The organism is Litchfieldia salsa (genome assembly GCF_900104555.1).
Classification (GTDB): Bacteria; Bacillota; Bacilli; order Bacillales; family Bacillaceae_L; genus Litchfieldia; species Litchfieldia salsa.
The window spans coordinates 427163-448310 of the sequence record NZ_FNJU01000001.1 but is presented as its reverse complement, the minus strand read 5'-3'; the positions used below and the strand labels follow the sequence as shown (position 1 = coordinate 448310).

The 21148-nt window shown below is 32.1% G+C and carries 16 protein-coding genes and 3 pseudogenes; 14 read left to right on the top strand and 5 right to left on the bottom strand.

The annotated features are described in order from the left end of the window. Positions 1-39: 39 nt before the first annotated feature. On the top strand, positions 40-459 hold the full coding sequence (locus tag BLQ56_RS02005; RefSeq protein WP_090849444.1) for a hypothetical protein: 420 nt from the start codon (positions 40-42) through the stop codon (positions 457-459). Positions 460-798: 339 nt separating this feature from the next. On the opposite strand, the gene BLQ56_RS02000 is transcribed toward BLQ56_RS02005, so the two are convergent. Then, positions 799-1005, bottom strand: coding sequence for a hypothetical protein (locus BLQ56_RS02000; RefSeq protein WP_090849443.1), 207 nt, complete (start codon positions 1003-1005; stop codon positions 799-801). Positions 1006-1740: 735 nt separating this feature from the next. Between BLQ56_RS02000 and BLQ56_RS24280 the strand changes: the two are divergent. From BLQ56_RS24280 to BLQ56_RS01980, 4 genes and pseudogenes are all read left to right on the top strand, one after another. Continuing rightward, positions 1741-1950, top strand: a pseudogene (locus BLQ56_RS24280) (DUF6262 family protein); the annotation flags it as partial. 106 nt (positions 1951-2056) lie between these two features. Further along, positions 2057-4012 carry a zinc-ribbon domain-containing protein gene (locus BLQ56_RS01990; protein ID WP_175490159.1) on the top strand — a complete coding sequence of 652 codons (1956 nt, stop codon included), beginning with the start codon at positions 2057-2059 and terminating at the stop codon, positions 4010-4012. Positions 4013-4678: 666 nt separating this feature from the next. Next, entirely contained in the window at positions 4679-6559 is a 1881-nt protein-coding gene (locus BLQ56_RS01985; protein ID WP_090849441.1) for an ATP-dependent nuclease, read from the top strand. After that, on the top strand, positions 6559-8445 hold the full coding sequence (locus BLQ56_RS01980; protein ID WP_090849440.1) for an ATP-dependent helicase: 1887 nt from the start codon (positions 6559-6561) through the stop codon (positions 8443-8445). The genes BLQ56_RS01985 and BLQ56_RS01980 overlap by 1 nt, the downstream gene beginning before the upstream one ends. Positions 8446-8906: 461 nt before the next feature. On the opposite strand, the pseudogene tnpB reads toward BLQ56_RS01980, so the two are convergent. After that, positions 8907-9020 (bottom strand): annotated as a pseudogene (gene tnpB / locus BLQ56_RS24235) (IS66 family insertion sequence element accessory protein TnpB); the annotation flags it as partial. A gap of 614 nt (positions 9021-9634) precedes the next feature. Here tnpB and BLQ56_RS01970 point away from each other — a divergent pair. From BLQ56_RS01970 to BLQ56_RS01960, 3 genes are all read left to right on the top strand, one after another. After that, positions 9635-10201 (top strand): RNA-binding domain-containing protein, encoded by a 567-nt coding sequence (locus BLQ56_RS01970; protein WP_090849439.1) that lies wholly within the window; start codon positions 9635-9637, stop codon positions 10199-10201. Next, a complete protein-coding gene (locus BLQ56_RS01965) occupies positions 10174-10392 on the top strand; it encodes a hypothetical protein (protein ID WP_090849438.1) in 219 nt (72 codons plus the stop codon). The genes BLQ56_RS01970 and BLQ56_RS01965 overlap by 28 nt, the downstream gene beginning before the upstream one ends. A 283-nt stretch (positions 10393-10675) precedes the next feature. Then, entirely contained in the window at positions 10676-11068 is a 393-nt protein-coding gene (locus BLQ56_RS01960) for a DUF6979 family protein (RefSeq protein WP_090849437.1), read from the top strand. A 70-nt stretch (positions 11069-11138) separates the two neighbouring features. Here the strand turns inward: BLQ56_RS01960 and BLQ56_RS23795 are convergent, their stop codons facing one another. The 3 genes from BLQ56_RS23795 to BLQ56_RS01945 form a co-directional block, all read right to left on the bottom strand. Then, positions 11139-11234: an excalibur calcium-binding domain-containing protein gene (locus tag BLQ56_RS23795; RefSeq protein WP_238457168.1), complete on the bottom strand. Its 96-nt coding sequence runs from the start codon at positions 11232-11234 to the stop codon at positions 11139-11141. A 298-nt stretch (positions 11235-11532) separates the two neighbouring features. Next, positions 11533-12045 carry a competence protein ComK gene (locus BLQ56_RS01950; protein ID WP_090849436.1) on the bottom strand — a complete coding sequence of 171 codons (513 nt, stop codon included), beginning with the start codon at positions 12043-12045 and terminating at the stop codon, positions 11533-11535. A 293-nt stretch (positions 12046-12338) separates the two neighbouring features. Further along, the gene (locus BLQ56_RS01945) at positions 12339-12551 is read right to left on the bottom strand and encodes a hypothetical protein (RefSeq protein WP_090849435.1); all 213 of its coding nucleotides are present in this window, start codon (positions 12549-12551) and stop codon (positions 12339-12341) included. An 879-nt stretch (positions 12552-13430) separates the two neighbouring features. Here BLQ56_RS01945 and BLQ56_RS01940 point away from each other — a divergent pair. The 6 genes and pseudogenes from BLQ56_RS01940 (at position 13431) to BLQ56_RS01915 (ending at position 20961) form a co-directional block, all read left to right on the top strand. Next, positions 13431-14367: pseudogene (locus tag BLQ56_RS01940) on the top strand (DNA/RNA non-specific endonuclease). Between the two features lie 459 nt (positions 14368-14826). Then, the gene (locus tag BLQ56_RS01935; RefSeq protein WP_090849434.1) at positions 14827-15027 is read left to right on the top strand and encodes a JAB domain-containing protein; all 201 of its coding nucleotides are present in this window, start codon (positions 14827-14829) and stop codon (positions 15025-15027) included. 337 nt (positions 15028-15364) lie between these two features. Then, the gene (locus BLQ56_RS01930; protein WP_090849433.1) at positions 15365-17647 is read left to right on the top strand and encodes a type I restriction-modification system subunit M; all 2283 of its coding nucleotides are present in this window, start codon (positions 15365-15367) and stop codon (positions 17645-17647) included. Continuing rightward, complete coding sequence (locus BLQ56_RS01925) at positions 17641-19017, top strand: restriction endonuclease subunit S (RefSeq protein ID WP_090849432.1); 1377 nt, start codon at positions 17641-17643, stop codon at positions 19015-19017. The genes BLQ56_RS01930 and BLQ56_RS01925 overlap by 7 nt, the downstream gene beginning before the upstream one ends. Continuing rightward, positions 19007-20323, top strand: coding sequence for an AAA family ATPase (locus BLQ56_RS01920; protein ID WP_175490158.1), 1317 nt, complete (start codon positions 19007-19009; stop codon positions 20321-20323). Before BLQ56_RS01925 ends, BLQ56_RS01920 begins: the two co-directional genes overlap by 11 nt. After that, positions 20323-20961 (top strand): HNH endonuclease family protein, encoded by a 639-nt coding sequence (locus BLQ56_RS01915; protein ID WP_090849430.1) that lies wholly within the window; start codon positions 20323-20325, stop codon positions 20959-20961. The genes BLQ56_RS01920 and BLQ56_RS01915 overlap by 1 nt, the downstream gene beginning before the upstream one ends. Positions 20962-21148 lie beyond the last annotated feature (187 nt).

The following is a 21148-nucleotide window of genomic DNA, read 5'->3' as shown; positions in this document are numbered from 1 at the left end:
TAAAACAAGATAAACATATCCTATATAGAGGTGATAAGAATGTTAGTGAAAGATGTTTACCATGATTGTTTAATTAGTGAAGAATCAACCTTGGCTCATTACATATACCACTTACTTTCGGATAAAAAGGTTTCATTGCATGATGATATTTCACAACTAGACTTGAATAAAGCGGATCATCAGAAGGTTGCGGAAATTATTCAACAGAATGTGTTGGGGTTTCATCGGATTAATATCTATTCTTTGAAAATGAATCCCCGGGAATTTGTCTTTATCTTTGCGCGTAATCCGGAAGAGGCGACTCAGTTTTATGTGAAGACATATCAGAATCAGCCTATGAATTGTCATGAATATCCGCTAGATTTTGAGGTTGTTAGGGGGAATGGAGTTATTTCGTTTCGGGAGATGAGGAAGGAGTTTGTAGGGTTTCCGGTTGTGGGTGGGTTTTTTGGGAGGTAGTGGATTTTGAAGCAGTAAATGGTTCAAGTTACCCTAAGAATGTTACCGTAATCGGTTAAGTAGTTTCGGCGTAGTTTGAAAGAGGGAAATTGTGGTGTAACTCGTTTATTACGTAGTAAACTATATACTGTGCAGTAAAGAGGAGTAGCGTCAAGTGACTTTGTAAAGGGCTGCACTATAAACTATAGGGGCGTGGTTAGTGGAATAATAAACAATTAGGCCTAACTGGAAAAATAGGCGGAAATAGAATAAGACACCGAAGTGTCTTATGTACTTTTAAATAAAGCTCAGCGATAATCTATAATCCAATCTTACCGAAGTTTTTCTTTATAGTTCGGTTTATCTTCTATGGTGATTATATGTGCAGTCTTGTGCCCACCATTTCTTTTTATAATAGCAATAATCTTCATAGGCATTATCACAATCACCATACTCACGAACTACTTCTTTGTGCTCATCAGAATTCTCTGATAGAATGTTAATGTATGTAACAGTCCAATAGTCATTCTCATCGTAAGTTCCTGCAGGTGTTTTCGTATGTAACATCAAAATTCCCTCCTCAACCTCAAAAAATTATTAATGTAATTCGAGTTTTTTTCATTCTATCTGCATTATATCAAAGGGATTCATTTGTGAATACAGAAACACAATCCAAATTATAGATTGTCTGTCTATTTTAGATAGATAGATAGATAGATAGATAGATAGATAGATAGATGTTCTTTAGCAGCCTACATATAACATTGGTCCAAGGAAAACCTGTCCCCCTTGACTCTAACAAGTGAGGAGCGATTCTACTATGTCCAAAAAAGAAAAAGTTTTCCACAGAACTTAAGTAGCAAGTGGTTGCTTTATATGAGAGTGAAAAAAGTCGTAAAGATATTGTCCGTGAATATGAATTAACTGCTTCAGCATTAGACAGATGGATTGTTCAATTCCAGGAGTCTGGATCCTTTCAAGAGAGGCTAACCGAAGTCCAGAAGAACAAGAATTTATTGATTTTAAAAAAGAAATAAGCAGCTAGAAATGGAAGTCGATATTTTAAAGCAAGCAGCGCTGATCATGGGATGAAAATAGAGTGATAGAAGAAATGGTCACAAATATTCGATATCAGCAATGTTCAAAATCCTACAACTCGCTCGCAGAAGAGTAAGAATTAAAAGAGAAAATTATAGAGATTTTAACAATAACCGTCAAGTATATGGCACTCGGAAAATTAAGAGGGACCAAGCTAAATCGGGTTTAACAGTCTCAAGACGCCGTATAGGACGATTAATGGGTAAAGAAAGCGATATAAGTCGAAGAATTAATCCCTCCGTAAACAGCAAAAAACATCCAATGCCATATATTTACTAAAGAAAAGCTCCCGATACCCGATCCGAAGAAGTATTAATTAAAACATTAAAAAATATAGTCAAGGAAATGGAAGAAGATATAAAATTAAAGAACCAAATTCAAAAATTATTTGGAGAGTTGTATGAAAGAGAATAATTGTATTTTTTGGTTAAGAGCAATCTAAAAGTAATGGTATAACGAAATAATAAGAACTAAATGGGATGAGTGTTTTCTTATGAGAAAAAGTCTTAGAGAATGGTGTATGGAAGTTAATCAATTAGAAATTCTAGAGGAATGGGATTTAACTAAAAACGTTGGCCTGTGTCCAGATACTGTGAGCTATGGATCCGAAAAAAGAGTGTCTTGGATTTGTTTCAAATGTAAATATGATTGGGAAACATCGGTAAATAGGAGGACTAGTAAAAAAGGTTCAGGTTGTCCTAAATGTTCTAAGAAAAAACAAATAGAAAGATCAAAAAGAACTAAGTTATTAAAGTCAGGTTCTCTCCAAGAAAAAGCCCCTCAACTTTTAAATGACTGGGACTATAAATTAAATGAGCAAATTGTTCCATCTAACTTTTCCATAGGTTCAAATCAAATTGTTTGGTGGAAATGTCCAATTTGTACTAATAGTTATCAGGCTAGTATATATTCCCGTACTCTAGGCTCAGGGTGTCCTGGTTGTAAAACCATTCGTAGAAATAAAACAATGGTAAAGAGAAACGGAAGTTTGTTTAGTGTTCATCCTGAATTAGAAAAAGAATGGCATCCCCAAAAAAACAAGGCTTTAACTTTAAAGGATGTAACAAGTAATTCAAATAAAAAAGTGTGGTGGCAATGTGAAAAAGGTCATGAATGGCAAGCGCCACCGGCCACACGAGGTAAAGGACATGGCTGTCCATATTGCGCTGGATTATATCCAACCAAGAAGAATAATTTACTTGTTAAATCTTCAAGGATAGCTAAAGAATGGCATCCCACTAAAAACGGAAATCTTATTCCTGAAAATATTTCCCCTTATTCAATGAAAAAAGTATGGTGGCAGTGTCAAAGAGGTCATGAGTGGCAAGCTAGTGTTAGCAATAGGTACCAAGGGAGAGATTGTGCACAGTGTTCTTCTGAACTAAGGAGTTCTTTTCCTGAACAGTCGATTATTTTCTATTTATCGAAAGTTTTTAATGTTGATAGTAGAACTATGCACAATGGTTGGGAAGTAGACATTTATTTGCCAGATTATAATATTGGAATTGAGTACGATGGGATTGCGTATCACAGTAAAAAGCATCTTAGAGAACGTGAAATTAGAAAAAACAATGCACTTTCAGAAATAGGTTTAGACCTTATTCGTATAAAGGAATCATATGAATCCGATGAAATTATAGATCAAACAATATTTTTTATTGTGAATCATTCATATAAAAATTTTCCAACGGCCTTAAGAAAATTATTTCATTTATTAGAGGTGAAAACTAAAAAGAAAATTGAAATGGAATTGGATATTGACAGAGATCGAATCGGAATTATGAATCAATACATTATGATTCAGAAAAAGAACAGCTTCGCTGCAAACTTTCATGAACTAATAAATTTGTGGAATAATAAGAAGAACATGAAATTAAGGCCTGACACAGTTTCAGCAATGAGTAATAAAAAAGTATGGTGGAATTGTGAAGAAGGGCATGAATGGGAAGAAACAGTTATCAATGTTGCGAAAGGTAACAGATGTCCATATTGTTCTAATCACAAAGTGCTTGCAGGGTACAATGACTTTGAATCGAAATATCCCAATTTAGCTAGGGAGTGGAATTACGAGAAAAATTACGATTTAGACCCATCAGAAGTAACTCCAGGAAGCAACAAAAAAGTTTGGTGGGTTTGTGAAAATAATCATGAGTATAGGGCTACGGTAGCAAGTAGAGTTAGAAATCGTAATTGCCCACAATGTAGAGGAAGATATAGAGATACTACTTTACAACATGAACTATGGAATCAAAAATATGAGCAAGCAAAAGCATATTTTTTAAGAAATAAAAATTTGGAAGTTAAGGCTACATATGTATGTGAAAATGGTTTTAAATTAGGACAGTGGATTAGAACACAAAGAGTTAGCTATAAAAACAATGATCTTACACTTGAAAGATTCAAGATGCTTGAGGATATAGGAATGATTTGGAGCTCTAAACCAGGAGCTAAGCAAAAAAACAATGAGGTTAGATAGATAAATAATAACTATAAGTGAATAAAAATACCTGTTGTTTAGAGATATAATTAGTTAATAGAGACACCGGTTGAAGTATTCAGAGAGGATTATTTCTCCCTACGATAAATACATGTATTCAAAGTAAACGTGTTGATATACATGTATTTTCTGGAATTACTATTTATAAAATACGGAGCCAAGTAGAGAGATATAGAAGTCACTAAAAGAATAGCGGAGGCAGGGAAGATTATAGGAATTGAGCTACTTTTATCTTAAAAGAATTCAAGAGGCAAAATTGCATAAATTTGATTTAATACTATTATATTGTTTTTGCCCTTTAATTATCTTTTATTTTCTTATTATATAATATTTTGGGAAGACTTTTTATTTATTAATTTGGGCTATTTTAAAGTTAATAGTTGTTTTTGTATAGAAAAATGAGCTTGGAAATACTTTTCCAAGCTCATTTTTTTTGCAGTAGATTTTTGAAGTATTTCTGAATGACTATGGATGGCTGGATTCCCCGACTGATTCCAGATTATTAATAGCACTTGAATCTGTATTACATACTTAAAATATACTATTACCTAATATCCCTTTTGTAAATGAAAGACTTGGTTAGGAAGTAATGGTAAAATGGTAATAATGTGGATTAATACCATTTTAGTTACGAGGAGAAAAAATATGGGGATTATCATTAAAGAGATACGTATTAGGAATTTTAGATCCTACCAGTCAGCAGACATAACATTATCTGAAAATTGTGTATTGATTGGTGCAAATAATGTCGGTAAGACTACTTTATTGCAAGCTATACAAGTTGCATTTCTAAGAGGTATTAGAGTTAGTGAAGAGGATATTTATGTAGAATTAAATGAACTTTTACCTAAAAGTAGAAAAGCTATTATTGATGTGTTAATTGTTCCAGTTGAGAAAAATGAAGAAGGAATCAAAGAATTTGATGAAAAATGGTTTGAACATATAGGCGAGTTAAGAAGTGAGGACACAGTAACCTTAGATCAATTTTTGGCTATACGAACTATAATATCTTATAATCCTTTAAAAGGTGAATATGATATTGAGAGAAAAGCATTAATAGATTGGCCAACGACTGAAGCGGCGGAAAATTATAATGAATATAAAAAAAATCGAATAACAGACAAAGTTTTACAAGCACTCCCTGTTTTTTATATGGATGCTAAAAGGGACATTTCAGTAGAAATGAAAGATAGGAATTCATATTGGGGAAAATTAGTTAGGGATGTAGGATTAGATAGTAAGGATATTGAAGATATAGAAACTACTTTAGATACTATTAATAATGAAATTATTCATAAAAGTCCTATTTTAAAACATTTGACTGATAATTTAAGTAAAGTCTCAAGAACTGTGAGTACGAGTGATTCAAGTATAAAAATCAATCCAGTGTCTAGAAAAATCAAAGATTTAAATAGAGGAATTGATTTGACTTTTAAGGATGAACATTCAGAAAGGTTTCCTATATCAAATCATGGTATGGGGACAAGAAGTTGGATTACTTTTCTAACAGTAGTAGCATATATTTCATGGAAAATTGAGCAGATGGAAAAAGAAGAAGTACCATTTCATCCAATAATGTTGCTAGAAGAACCAGAAGCACATCTACACCCTCAAGCTCAAAGAAAAATATTTCAGCAAATAAATGACTTATCAGGACAAAAAATTGTCAGCACACATTCTCCAATGATAGTTGGACAAGTTGACATAAATGATATAAGGCACATTTCTAAGATTGAAGGTAAATCTAACATTAACTTTATTAATACGGCTAATTTAGAGGGGAAGGACATACGGAAAATTAAGTTTGAAATACTTAAATCAAGAGGAGATTTACTTTTCGCAAATGCCATTTTATTGTGTGAAGGAGAAACGGAGGAGCAAGCTATTCCAACTTTTTTTAAAGAGTACTTCCATTGTGAAGCATTTGAAGCAGGAATAAATATAATAAGTGTAGGAGGCTCTGGTAAATATAAACCTTTCTTAAGAATTGCTAAAGATTTAAATATGAAAGTTTACATATTGAGCGATGGAGAACCAAAGACAATTAAAGAAGTAAGAAAACTCGTTAAAGCAGTTTACGATGAAGATGAAATTGCTGAAATTTCTAAAGGTATTAAGTTTTTGCCCGATGGAAGTGACTTTGAAAAGTATCTAATTAATGCAGGATATGCCGAAGAAATTTCTATTGCAATGACAGAAATATTGGGAGATGGATTTTTAGAGCAATATATTTCAGCAAAAGGTAATACATCTAATGGTTCAAGACCAACTAAAGACAAATGTGACACCTGTAATCAATTTATATACGAAAAATCTTTCAGGGACTATAGTAATGATGATGGTAGAGTACAAGCATTACTTGATTGTATACATGATAATAAAACTGCTTATTCCTCTATCATTGCTAGTACAATAATATATAATCGGCAAACAGAAAAAATCCCACCAATGATAGAAGAATTATTTATCGAAATAGAAAATGATTTTAAAATTCTTATTCAAGAAGATGAGGCGGTGAATATATAATGACCTTTCCCTTAACTGAAAATCAAATGAAAATTGTAAGACATATAGACGGAGCACTACTAGTTATTGCTGGCCCAGGCAGCGGTAAAACTAGAGTTCTTACAGAAAGAATAACAAATCTATTAACCCTAGGGAAAAAAAGAGTACTTGCATTGACTTTTAGTAATAAAGCTGCAGAAGAAATATCTGAGAGAATTGAACAGAATTTAGATGAAGAAAAGCACGATGATGTCCTTGTGGGGACTGTTCATAGTTTTTGCCTTGATGTAGTTATGAATAGAGGAAATTTAATAGGCCTACCGAATGGTCTGGTTATTTTCGAATCAGATGTTGATAAATTAGAAATTATGAAAAGGGTGATAAATGAAAATCCTGAGTTTAGAAACAGAATTTTTCATACAAATGGAAAAAGTAATATTTTAAAGACCTATTTAAGACAAATAAGTGAGTACAAACAGAATTTTATTATGCCTGAAGTTTTACTAGACTCTGATAACGATAATGAAGTTGAATTCGCAAAGATTTATGAATCATATAATAATATGATGTTATCTCAAAGGGCATTGGACTTTGATGATATACTATTTTATGCATATAGAATCTTTAATGAGAGACCACAAATAGCTAAATCTTATACAAGGCTTTATAAGTATATTTTTATAGACGAAGCTCAAGATTTAAATGAAGCTCAATATAAAGTGATAAGAGCATTATGTAAAGACTTTGAAAATATCATGATGGTTGGAGATCCTGCACAATCAATTTATGGCTTTAACGGGTCAAATAGTGACTTTATGACAAATGATTTTATACGAGACTTTAAACCAACCGAATTTAGATTAGTGGAAAATTTTCGTTCTACTAGAAGAATTATTGATGCTGCCAAAAAAATTCATCCAAATGTAGATAGTAATGCTGTTTATCCTCTAGAGGGTGAATTATCAGTTCATATGTTCCGTGATGAAAAGGACGAGGCATTGTGGATAGTAAAAGAAATTAATAAGCTAATTGTAGATGGAAGTAAGTGGATTGAAAATCAGATAAGTTATGAAAATATAGCAATAATAGCTAGAAACAGGTATGTTTTATCTAAAGTCAAAGAGATTTTAATGCTAAATAATATTCCTGTTAATCAGGGTGCCGTTTCTAGAAGTGTTGAAAGTGAGTCTATAGCGATCAAAATTTTCGAAGCAGGGTTAAGAGTCATCATTAACCCTTATGATAATGTTCATTTTAATCAAATATTAGGATTAATTAAGTATAAAGATAAAATTAATACCTCTAACGACTCCAGCTACTTGGATTTGTTGCTAAATTTGGATGTAAAAAATATTGATAATGGACATATCAATATTTTTAATGCTGTAAATAAGGCATGGGGCATTTTATTGGAGGATGAAGAGAACTTTTCAAAAGCATTAAAAATTATAGTTGAATACTTGGTTAAACAGGAAATTCTTGATGAAGAACTTGATGAAAATGAACAGTATTTAATACAAAAAGATATAGAAATGTGGAAAGAACATTGGCAGAAGTACTGCAGTCAATCTGTCGCGGGACAAAGAAGTTTGTCTCATTTTAGAAATCAAGTATCTCTTGGAAAGACTCAAACACACGATAATTCAGGGATATCATTGTTGACAGTTCATATGTCAAAAGGTTTAGAATATGATATCGTTTTTTTAATAGGACTAAATGAAGGGACTTTCCCTGACTATAGAGCCAAGAGTCATAAAGAGTTAAAAGAAGAACTTAATAACATGTTTGTAGCGCTTACTAGGGCAAGACGGGTATGCTATATTACATATCCACAAACTAAAATAATGCCATGGGGAGATTCAAGGTATCAATCCCCATCTAATTTCATAAGTAAAATTGGATTCTAATAGAGGAAGTTAAGGACCGAATTTTCGACTGAAGTATATAATAATAAGCATATACTTGCTAAAAGTACTAGAAAAGAATAATTTAGTATTAGAATTTAATGTTATAATTTTTTAGTGGAACTAATTAGATTATAATTAAGCGATCATTCTTTCACTTTAACCTCTTTCTAATATTGGAAAGGGGTTAAACTTTGTTGAAATAATAAAATTAAATAACTTATTTTCACTTAATTATATAAAAATAATGGGGGTGAAAATACATTGAATTCCTTAAGAATACTGTAATAGAAGGGTTGTCATAAAAAGAGTATCAGTAAATTTACCCAAACAGACACAGCTGGCTTTGTGTATTTTTAAAATTTGCAATCCGGAGAAGGAGTCAAAATTGGTAGGACAAAACGCATAGCAAAAAGACTAGTTGAACATAGGAATAATTTTGAATTTGAATTAATTCAGGTCAACTATACAGTAAAGGGGAAGTGGGATTTTCCACGTTCATGTCTAGGGTAATATAACCAGAAACCATTGGTATCCCAGTGAAGAATCTTTAGTTTATTACATTGCTTATTACAAAAAACATATAAATGTCAAAACAAATATGACACTTTTGCTTGTATAACGATGTACAAAATCATTCGTTTTCTTTCTCTAGATGATCTTTCAACCGATAAGGTTGTCCGACCATTGTTACGACGGTCGCATAATGTAAGATGCGATCTAAAAAAGGCGTATATGCTGTCGAAGGGGAGTTTGAATATTGGCTGTATTGTACCGAATGTGATAGATAGAAGATGAATTTCATTATTATAATGAACCGGATGACATCTATTAGCTTAAAAATGCTTTCCTATATGGGTTCAAATAACTTTGGTTTCTTGACCATATAGTATTGGTATCTTTTCCAGTATGATACCTAACGAATTAGAAGAAAGAATGGCCAATTGTTCTAACTCCAAGACATTTTACGTCTGTCAAAGTTTAAAATGAAGTTCATAATTCTACAAAATGTAATAGGCCAAGTTTTCTATTTATAGTGGTAAAATGAATGATAAAGGAGGTAGAAAATGGATAAAGTGGATAAAATGCTTCTCGAACAATTACTTAATCAAACTGAGAGTGAACATTTAGATTTTAAAAAGGGGTTATATGTAAAAGCTAATACGATAGTTTACTAAAAGATGTTATTGCGATGGCGAATGCTAAAATTAATGGATCTCGCTACATTATATTTGGTGTGAAAGAATCAGCTCAACAAGAAAAAGAGCTTTTTAATATTACAGAGCCAATTGATGCAGCCACCTATCAAGAATTAGTTTTCGAAAACATTGAGCCACAATTAGATTGTCGGTTACATTATCTTACATATAAAAATCACTTGTTAGCTGTACTTGAAATTAGAGATCCAATTTGCCAACCGTACTTGCTTAAAAAAGATTACAATAAACTACATAAAGGCTTTTGTTATATTCGACGAGGAAGTAAAAATGATTATGCTACAAGATCTGATTTCGATTATTTCTATAAGCAAGGGCAATTTGAAATTCATATTCTTGATGGATACTTTGGAGCTGTTGATGCAGAGAGTGGTTGTGCCTCCCTCGAATGTTCTTTTAGAAACTGTACTGATTTTCCTATTACTGTTTATAAGGGGTTTTTAGAAGTGTGGGACACAGAACTCAACATCGTCTCTTTGGACATTCCCGTTATATATCAGGTGCAGACTATCGGTTGGAGATTCCGCCAAAAGCCGAAATAACAAAGGATTTTAGATTTGGTTTTGAATCAAGTGATTGTATTCGTTTAGAGATGGATGAATACGGTCATTCTGATTTAGAATTGAACTTTAAATTATATTTACTTGATACATTAGGAAATGAATATGTAGGTAAAGCGCATGATTGTATTGTTTTTGCTAAAGGTGAATTTTTAAGGAAAGTAAAGAAATAGATAAATCGTAATATTTAATAATTATTAACAGCTATTTAGTTTGAAATTGAATTACCAGTTGGTTTTATTTTTCATTCACAAATTTCAATAGGGCATCTTCTTTAACTAAATAACTTTTTCAATCTATTATAGCTTTTAAATACGATGAACGAATCCAGCTACGGACACTCTTTTCAGACACTTTCAATATTTTCTAGGGACATAGGACAGTTATTGTTGTCTGGCTATCTTGTAAGCTAAAATTGAGATTGTTAATCTAAAGTCGGGTACATGGAGGAAGGCTATGAGTAAGTATAGTCAAGCTGCTATAAAAGCGGTTCAATTAGTAAATACGGGTGTGGTAGAATCACCAATTCATGCATGGGAAAGAGCAACGTCTGAGTTATTTGGTCCTGGCTCCTGGGGTCAAAAGAAAGGATGTCCTAAAAATTCTTTTCTTGGTTTATGTGAAGAAGGATTAGTGGAGAATATTCCCCGAGGGACCTATATCTCTAGGAAGAATTCTAAGAATAAGGATTATGCTATTAAAGCGGTAAATATTGTTAGAGAACAACCAAACCTGCTTGATGATCTGACTGAGCTGTGGAAACAGGTTACAGAAGGTAATGGGATTTCGTATAACTATCAGTTGGATGTTGTGAAAGAACTTATAGAAAAGAAATACATAAAGATCTAAGATTCTAAATAGAACGATAGGAAATGCACCTTCATTCTAATCAGAACGAATTTAGCAATCTTTTTGTTGTCTATCTTTCACAAGCATAATCATCTTTATCTCTATCATGCTTAGAGTCATAAGCAGGGTGAGTTGAAGGAACACCGTTAGGATAAACCTTTCTCAGCTTTGTACAGTTTAGAAATACTCTTTTTGACTACTATCAGAGGCTGGAGGTGTTGTTGGCGCCGGCTTGGTAGTTGTAACTGGTTGTTTTGTATCCAATTCTCCCTTCGTGGTTCCCTCACTTCCATAAGCTCAGAGCCCGATATTGTTCGTTCTCGCCTCCCTAGCAAACTTCACAAAATAATCGCTATATTTCACATAAGGTGGATAAGTTGAAGGTTCAACATATCTATTAATCACTAGAATAGCAATAAGCATTTTGGCCCAGATTTCCGCTCAATCATAGTATGAAGTCCAATCTATTGGACTTTCACCTCTTGATATCGTAATACCTCATGTGCCTGATTAGAGAACTGCAGAATACAAATTGCCGTTCGTTGCATTTGCTTTTGTAAGATATAGTGGGATTCCCTCATTAGGAGAGTCTGTTCATTTTTAAAGTGCAAGATGGATTGAACGCTTATATCGTTATTATTTACAGATGGTTTGATCGACTTGATATGGTTGTAAAAGATCCAGTTGCATTCAAATGCACTAGGTGAGTGGGTAGGGAAGGCAAATAAATGGTTTCCAGGGTTGATTGGAATTGGGGGTTTTTGCATGCATCCAGTCAAATGGGCGACGGCTTTTCTTCTTCCATCATAGGTTGATCCACCATCTAAACAGCCTGTTTTAATGAGTTGGATTGGAGTTTTCCTGACTAATATCTGGCGATTTTGTTCAATTACTATAGTGGAATAACATGTATTTTTGGCAGGTAATAGCGCCATTGTGCTTTTGTTAATATGATATTCATTCATTATCTTATGCAATTTAAATATGCTCCTTTTGGTATGGTATAAATTGAAGGGTGAGTCAATAATATACTATTTCTTCGAAAAAGTTATTAGATAGGGAGATTTGAGTTGGGAATAATAATTCGCATTTTCTTTTAACCTAGATTCTTAGGGAAAGAGTATTCAATAGAACTTCAATCATTTTGTAAGTTTAGCTTGTATATAGATTTTTAACCTACAATAAAATAGGATATCCAAGCTTATTATTTTTAAATCCCAGTATATAGACATATGGTGAGTGTTAAACATTGAGAATTAAGATTGTTGAATCAATCGTGAATATTCTCTGTCAATAGTGTTTTGTGTAAACTAATTCTTGCGCTATTCATTGCTAATTGCTTTGTCTCTCCATAGCAATTCACTACCGTTACTCTACCGTTTGAAGCAGTTGCCATATAAGTTTGCCCAAAATCAAAAACTTTGTACTTTATATTTCCTCTTCTATAAAACCATAACCAATCCCAAAAATTAAATAAATACATCAAAGTAATCTCCTCGCTTTCTTTAAAATAATAAATTGAATTATTACTTTCTATCTCTTTTTATAAGAACCCAGTTTCTAATTCAATATTAATTTAGTAACAACAATTAAGCAAAACGCTATTTTTGGAATTTCTGTATATAAAGATGATTAAATTAGAGTTTTTAAATGAAAAAATTTTGTTTTTCTTGTTCATATGAATTTAAAATATTAAGTTCGAAAGAAGGACTCATATTAAATTTTCAAGACTACCGACTCAAAATTGTGTTCCTCTGAAGTCCAGTTGTACATTAACAATTTTTTAACTTAATGATAAATTGATATATCCGAATTTAGATTTTTGTCGTAAGTGTTAGAAAAGTAGAAGGAATTAATCAGGATTTGTGAAATTTAATAATCGTTGATAGGAACCTACTTATCTATAGGTATAATGGAAATATAGACCGATATTTTAGAGGAGTAGAGAATTTCTTTAAGAATATATTTGTTAACATGTTTTTAATGTTAAAATATGTACTGAATATCGATTTGAAAGTTTATTATAAGTGCCAATGAAGATGAAAATAGATCAATTCGCTAGGGAGTTTTGATCTTCGGCAATTGGGCGTTTCTCCGTAGTTATCAAACACACTTTGTCACAATAAGCATTCAACTAGCTGAATTTTTGATTTAAAAATCGAAAATGCTATTGATGAGATCCTACAATAATAATGAGGGTATACCAATAGATTAAGTGTTTTACTGCACACTTCGAACAAAGTATCTACTGAAAAAAAGTTATTCTTGGAATGTACATATAATAGGTTAACAACTTTAATCAAGGTTAACATTCAGAGATTTTAGAATAAACAATATGAAACTATTATAGGAGAGAAATAAAATTAAAAAGAAAATGAATTATTTAATCTTACTTTTAACGACCATCTTTATGGTTGGTTGTACCAACTTAGAAGATGCATCCATCACGGATGTAGAAAGAGATACAAAAGAAATTACCACAGTTAATACAAAAAAATTAGTGAAAAAGAAGAAACTGTCACTACTGTTGTAGATAAACCAGTAGGAGAGGAACCACCAATCCAACAAAATACAGAATTGTTCTCAGGATACAACCTTATTGAAGTTGATGGTGCTGATTTGTCTGGATATCGTGAACCTAAAGTCGTCGTTGACATTGGTTATGGGACCGTGAATATTGGGTATTTACTAATGAATACGGGCAACAAGTACGTGTCATTGCTGACGAAATCATTCTACAAGATGACAGTAAAGAACCTGTATTATCATCTGGCAGATATTATTCTGATGAGGCGAAGGTTCCTGGTGTCGAAAGTGATATTTTAGATGAAGGACATATCATTGCTGATTCTCTTGGAGGGGTATCGAATGGTTATAATATTACTCCACAAGATAGTACGCTTAACCGACATGGTGATCAATCTTATATGGAAGAAGCGATTCGTAGCGCAAATGGAGCTACTAATTTTGAAGCAATTATAACATATCCTAATACGGAAACGGAGATTCCTTCAAGTTATCAATACAGCTATACTTTAATGGGCAACGTCATTGTTGATACATTTGACAATGTGAACCCTGATGAAGTAAACGCAACACTCGGTTTAAGAGGCAGTGAGCCTTCAGATTCAACTAGCTCAAACACAAACGGTGATATTTCTAGTGTTGATACAAACGGTAATGGACAGGTGACGATTAAAGATGCGAAAGCAGCAGGTTTTAGTATGCCAATAACGAGTGATCACTGGTTATACCCCTATATGAGTGATAATGATAATGATGGTATGGTGGGTGAGTAAGCCCCTAGAACATTGAGGTGAAATAAATAAACAATAGAGCATTTCCACGTTGGATGATTCATAATAATTTGTTAATGGTGTCTTTACAGGAACATTTGAAGTCATCTGATTTTATAGGGTGAAGACATAAATTACTATTCACTAACGGTGAGATTAGTTCAATAACGATCATCAACTATCGGGGCGATTGTTGATGAAGGTCTTAACATATATTTTTCACAAAAAAAATATATAAGAGGTTAAGCTATCGAAATCCTAACAAACGTCTAGTGCGTAGCGATGATAGAACTAGAATAGCTTACTATCGATAGGTTTAGTAGATTTTTAGTTGAATATTGAATTGAAATTTATGTTCCCTCGGACTAATGGTTCGAGGGATTTTTTGACCCGTATCTTACTTTCACGCGTAATTAAGGTTTTAAAACTAGAGAACTGGTGTAGCAAAAAACAGTACACCACATAAATGTTTTTCATATAGGGAGCTTGAATGCCAGTATAGTACTTCCAAGGGAGGTACTCAAACCAAGCTATTTTTCAAATTTCGCATGGGTAATAGTTGTCCACAATCATACCAGCAAAGACCCTACACCGAGTCGAGAAGAAATTGAAGTTACTAAAAGATTAGTTGAAACTGGGGGAATCATAGGTATCGATGTATAAGATCATCTTGTTGTGTGTTCAGAAAAGTTTATATTTTTAAAAGAAAAAGGTCAATTTACATATACAAAGGGCAACTAAGTTGTTGCCCTTGTTTAAGCTTTGTTAATAACCCTTGAACTACCAAAACAATGTATATCATGGAATTTCCATATTATTTTATTCAGTCTAAAGGTATTCTTTTTTGTTTTTTAGTATAATAGTGAAGGAAGATAACCTCATTTAAGAAAACAACTTTTTTAGAAATATTAAACTACAGAAGCATCTAATTCAATATTATATTTATCTAATAAAACTTTCTTGGAAAATCTATATAAAGAGAAATAATGGAGGAAACAAAATGAATATAAGTCTACAAACAGAAAATGGAAAAATTTATTCGCATATTAGAAAAAAGTGGCTCATTGAGACCCCAGAAGAGTTAGTTAGGCAGAAATATGTAGAAACCTTAGTTAATGACTATGGTTATAGCCTTGATCAAATGGATGAAGAGGTACGTACTAATATACCATCAGAAAGAGGACTTGGAGCGGCACGAGCGGATATTGTTATCTGGAAGAATAAAGAAGATAAAATAAAAGGTTATAATTCATTTATTGTAATTGAATGTAAAGCAGAAAATGTAAAGATAAGAATGAAGGATTTCTATCAAGGCACACAATATGCTGCAAATACCCGTGCAACCTTTTTAGTGTTACACAACTCTAAAGAGACAAGGTATTTTAATATTGACCTTAATAAAATTCCTAATACTGAGGATGCATTTGAAGAGATATTAGCAATTCCCCAAGCAGAAGAAATAAATGATGAGAAAAGAATAAAAGAATTAATAACTCAAACTAAAACATTTACTCGTGATGAGTTTACAAAGCTACTAGTAAGGTGTCATAACATTATTAGAAATAATGATAAACTTTCACCAGAAGCGGCTTTCGATGAAATTAGTAAGATATTATTTATAAAAATAAATTATGAGAAACATGAGCAAGGTCGTGAAGTATTTACATTAAAGAAATACCAGGAAAATCAAGCCTTAACTGAAGAGTACAATAGAATTCATCGAGTTAAAAATCCACTACCCTACATGCAGCAACTGTTTAAGCAAACAAAAGAGACCTATAAAGATGACCACCTTTTTGAAGAGAATGAAGTGCTTAAAATAAAAGAAAATAGTTTTGAAGCAATTCTTAAAGAGCTTCAAAAATATAATTTATCTGATACCTCTGATGACGTAAAAGGTATAGCATTTGAAGAGTTTTTAGGAAAGACCTTCCGTGGTGAATTAGGGCAATTTTTTACTCCTAGAACAATTGTTGATTTTATGACTCACATCTTAGACCCACGAGAGGGTGAGACTATATGCGATCCTGCATGTGGTAGTGGTGGATTTTTAATTAAAGCGTTTGAATATGTTCGTGAACAAATAGAGAGAGACATACAAAGGGAGAAAGACCGCTTTAAAAATGAACTCTTAGGTGAAAATTATGAAAATCTAGTAGAAGATGATAAACAAATAGTAACTCAGAGGGTAAATAAAATATTCGCAAAACTAAATAAGGAACTTGAGTCAGTCAAAAAGGATAAGGTTTATAGTCGTTTGTACACTTTGTCACACGACTGTATTTATGGGACAGATGCAAACCCTCGAATGGCACGTGTTTCAAAAATGAATATGATTATGCATGGTGATGGTCATGGTGGAGTGCATCGTCATGATGGTCTACTGAATATCAATGGAATATTTGAAGAAAGATTTGATGTAATAATCACAAATCCTCCTTTTGGGTCTCGTGTTGATAAAGACTTATTAGTCTCTAAAGAAGAAATATTTGATGATGAAGAAGCAATCAGAAAATACAAGCTACGTTATGGACAAGCATATCAACAAGCACTTGATAGTGTTAAGGATAATGTTGGGTTGCCTATTTTAAATATGTTTGATGTGGGGAAATACTCAGGGTTAACCGAGGTATTATTTATGGAGCGTTGTCTTAAACTCCTAAAAAAAGGAGGCAGAATGGGAATAGTGCTACCTGAGGGTGTACTAAACAATACAAATCTTCAGAAAGTAAGAGAGTACTTTGAAGGTAGAGCAAAGATTGTATTAGTATGCTCTATTCCACAGGATGTATTTGTTGCCGCTGGTGCAAGTGTTAAGTCAAGTATAGTCTTTATGAAGAGATTTACAATAGAAGAAGAGAATAGATATAGTGAAGTAGTCAATGGAATAAACAGTGAGCTAAGTGAGAAATATGGATTGCCAATTTTAAAGGAGAATCTAGATTCCTTAGAGAAAACAGAAATAAAAGATAAGAGAAACAAAATTAGAATTATAAAAGGTAAAATTAAAGAAATTGAAAAACTAATTGAAGAGGAACAAAAACCCCTTATAAAAGAACGTTTTGATTACGAAATACCAATTGCAAAGGTTGACAAAGCAGGTATTACAACTACTGGTGCCAAGGGGGAAAATGAGCTCGAAGTATTAGAGGTAGAGTTCAAGGAATACAATGAAGCGGCAGGACTTTGGAAAGATAATGCAATTAAGATTTCTTACTCTTTAGCTTCTGATGGTAATTTAATTAGAACTATCAATCAGGAGGAGAGAGTCTTAACATGGTAAAAAAAGATAATACTTTATTAAGATTTATGAGGTTCTCCAATTTAAATAATTGGAGTGTTAATTTCTCTACAGCTATTAAAAATGCCTTTACTAGTGCTGAAAGCATAAAAATTGGTAAATTACTTACAAGAAGTAAGGATATTGTTGAGATAAAGGATGGTGTCCAATATAGAAGAGTTACGATTCGACTTTATAACAAGGGTGTCCTTCTCCGAGATAAGGAATATGGTAAGAATATTGGTACAAAGAAACAATATAAAATAAAGGCAGGCCAATTTATAGTTTCAAAAATCGATGCTAGAAATGGTGCATTTGGGATTGTACCTAAAGAACTGGAAGGAGCAATTATTACTAGTGACTTTTTAGCATTTGATGTTAACTTAGAACTTGTTAATCCACAGTATTTACTAAGGTTGCTATCCTCTGAAAGTTATAAAAAGTTATGGCAAAGTTTAAGTAGTGGTGCTACTGGTCGTCAAAGGATTCAAGAGGAAAAGTTTCTAAATTTATTAATATACTTACCTAGTTTGGAAGTTCAAAATAGATTAATTTTATCCCATCATATAATGATGGTGAAATCAAGGGAAAAAAGTAACGAAGCTGATCTTGTTCCTGATAAGGTTGAGTTAATGATTTATTCAAAACTAGGGATAGAAAAAAATATAAAAGTTAAAGAGAAGAAATCATTTTTACAATTAATAAATTTTAAAAGCCTCCAATTATGGGGCGTTGATAAAAATATTGGCTTTTTACAATATAAATATAATTATTATACTCCTGTAAGCTTTATGCAAAATACTGGGTTATTCATTGATATTTTTAGAGGGAAAAGCCCGAAGTATGATCCTAAAAGCTCAAAAGTCGTATTGAACCAAAAATGTAATAGAATAAATGATATTGAATTAGAACATGCAAAACCAGTAAATGAAACTTGGTTAGCTTCAATTGATAATGACCGTCTTACTAAAGAGGGAGATATTATTATAAATTCGACTGGAGAAGGGACAATTGGTAGAGCATCTCTTATAACAAAGGGATTTGATGGATATCTAATTGATAGTCATATGCTTTTATTACGTGTAAATAAAGAAAAGATAAACCCTTTGTTTCTTGTTTATCAATTTAATAGTAGTTATGTACAGGACCAAATAGACTTTTTAAAGTCTGCACAGGCAACAAAGCAAACAGAGTTAGGTTTAGACAATTTAAAAAAGATCCAGTTTGTACTTCCTGAATTGGATAAACAAAAATCAGTTTCTCGAGAAATTCAAAAGGAATTTAACAAAGCAAAAGCTCTTTATAAGGAAGCAGAGGATCTAAAAAATAGTGCTAATGATGACTTTGAAAGGAGTGTATTTGGTGAAAATTAGAAATTTAGAGATAGATCAATATAAAAATTTAAATCAATTTAAAATTTCTTTTACAGACACAAACAGAAATATTAACTTTGTTGTAGGTAAAAATGGTTCAGGTAAATCAAATTTATTAGAAGCAATAGCAATTATTTTTAAGGATATCACTTTGAACGCCCCTCCCTCATTTTCTTTCGTATTATGTTATGAAATAATTGTTGAAGGTGAAATTACAAACATCGAAATTACTGGGGTAAAGGATGGTAAGTTTAACTTTCCTCCAGGTTTTAATTTAGACAAGCATTTACCACATAGTGTTGTAACTTATTATGCAGGCATAGATAATAAGTACAAATCTATTGTAAGAGATGTTGAGTCTAATTTTGCAGAAAATCTTAAGAAATCAATTTTTAAGCCAAGAATTTTATTCAATATTGAATACAGGCATTTCGATTATATACTTATATCCCTACTATCAGCTCAAAAGCCTGAAGGTGATCTTTCAGAAAGTACTCTTAATATACTTTCTGAAAGATGTAATATTGAAAGCATTAATACTATTAACTTTGAAATTAGTGAAATGCCTAACGTAAGAGGAGAGACTAAAATATATTACGACATATTTATAGAATGTAAAAGCAGCGAAACCATTCATAATAAATCGAAGAAAAAAGTTACTTATGATCAACAATCTCTATATAAATTAAGAGAAGCTTTAGGGGCTGAAAGAGATGTGCTAAAAGCTCTCGATATATTAGGTTTCGCTAACATAATTGAAGAAACAAGCGTAGACTTAAATATGGACTATATAGAAGATAAAAAAGAATGTATAAATAGTACATCATTAAGTGAAGGAGAAAAACAATTTATAACTCTATTGGGATTGTCAGAGTTTTTTGGGTATAAAGAAACATTATATTTACTAGATGAACCAGATGCATTTTTACATCCCAATTGGCAGGCAAACTTAAATTCTGATCTAATAAAGCTTAATAATAGTCAGCAATTTATTGTTACAACTCACTCTCCTAATGTTATACAAACTGTAAGTAAGGACGATATTTTTATACTTAAAAAGGGAGAGGTAGTTAATACGCCGTTTACTCTAGGGCGCGACATAAATTCTATATTGCTTGAAATAATGGATACACAAATTAGACCAGAGACATTTAATGATCAGATAAAATCAGTATATAGCTTAATTGATAAGAAAGATTTTTCTAGGGCAGAAAAATTAATTGATGAATTAGCTGATGCAATGGGTGAAAATGACATAGAGATACTAAGAATGAAAAATATATTATGGCTAGAGAGTGATGAATAATGTTACATATAGTTAAGGATGCTGAGCCAGATTCACTTCGACAAGATCGAAAAGATGGTAACAGTTTTAATGATAGGAAATGTAAAAAGGAATTAAATGATGCTCTAATTACAAATCAAGGTCATTTATGTGTTTACTGTATGAAACAAATTGTACTTCCTAATGTAAGAGTAGAACACTATAAGCCAAGAAAATACAAAGAATTAGTATTAGTATATGATAATCTTTTCTTGGCTTGTGAGGGTAACGAGGGTAACGGTAAATCTAGACACACCTGTGATGTGAAAAAGGGAGAAAGTGAACTACAAATAGATCCTTTAAATCCAGAGCATATAAAAAAAATGGGTTACGGAACAGGTGGGAATATTTATTCATCCGATGATCAACATGATAGGGATTTGAATATTATTTTAAATCTTAATGAGGAAGAGTTAATTAGAATCAGAAAGTCATATTATGATATCATTACAGATAGAATAGAGCAGGCAAAGGTTGAAGGTGAGTATTCATTTGAATTTCTTGATAAAGAGCTTCAAAAATATGTAAAGAAACGGCGAGGTAAATACCTACCATTCTGTGGAGTAGCGGTGGGTTATTTAAAAGAAGAAATGGAAACTTTAAGAGGGCAGAGTTATTAATTCCTAAAAAGTTTATATTAATCACTGAATTAATTGAAGAAGTCTAGAATAATAGAAAACACCTATAAGGGTGTGGCAGACTGTAAACATCTCCCTTTTAAGGGGAATTTGTCTTCAGTCTGTCACCATATATATGGTGTGCTGAAATCTTTTCTCAGAAGTTTATAATAAAAATAGGTTCATAGAT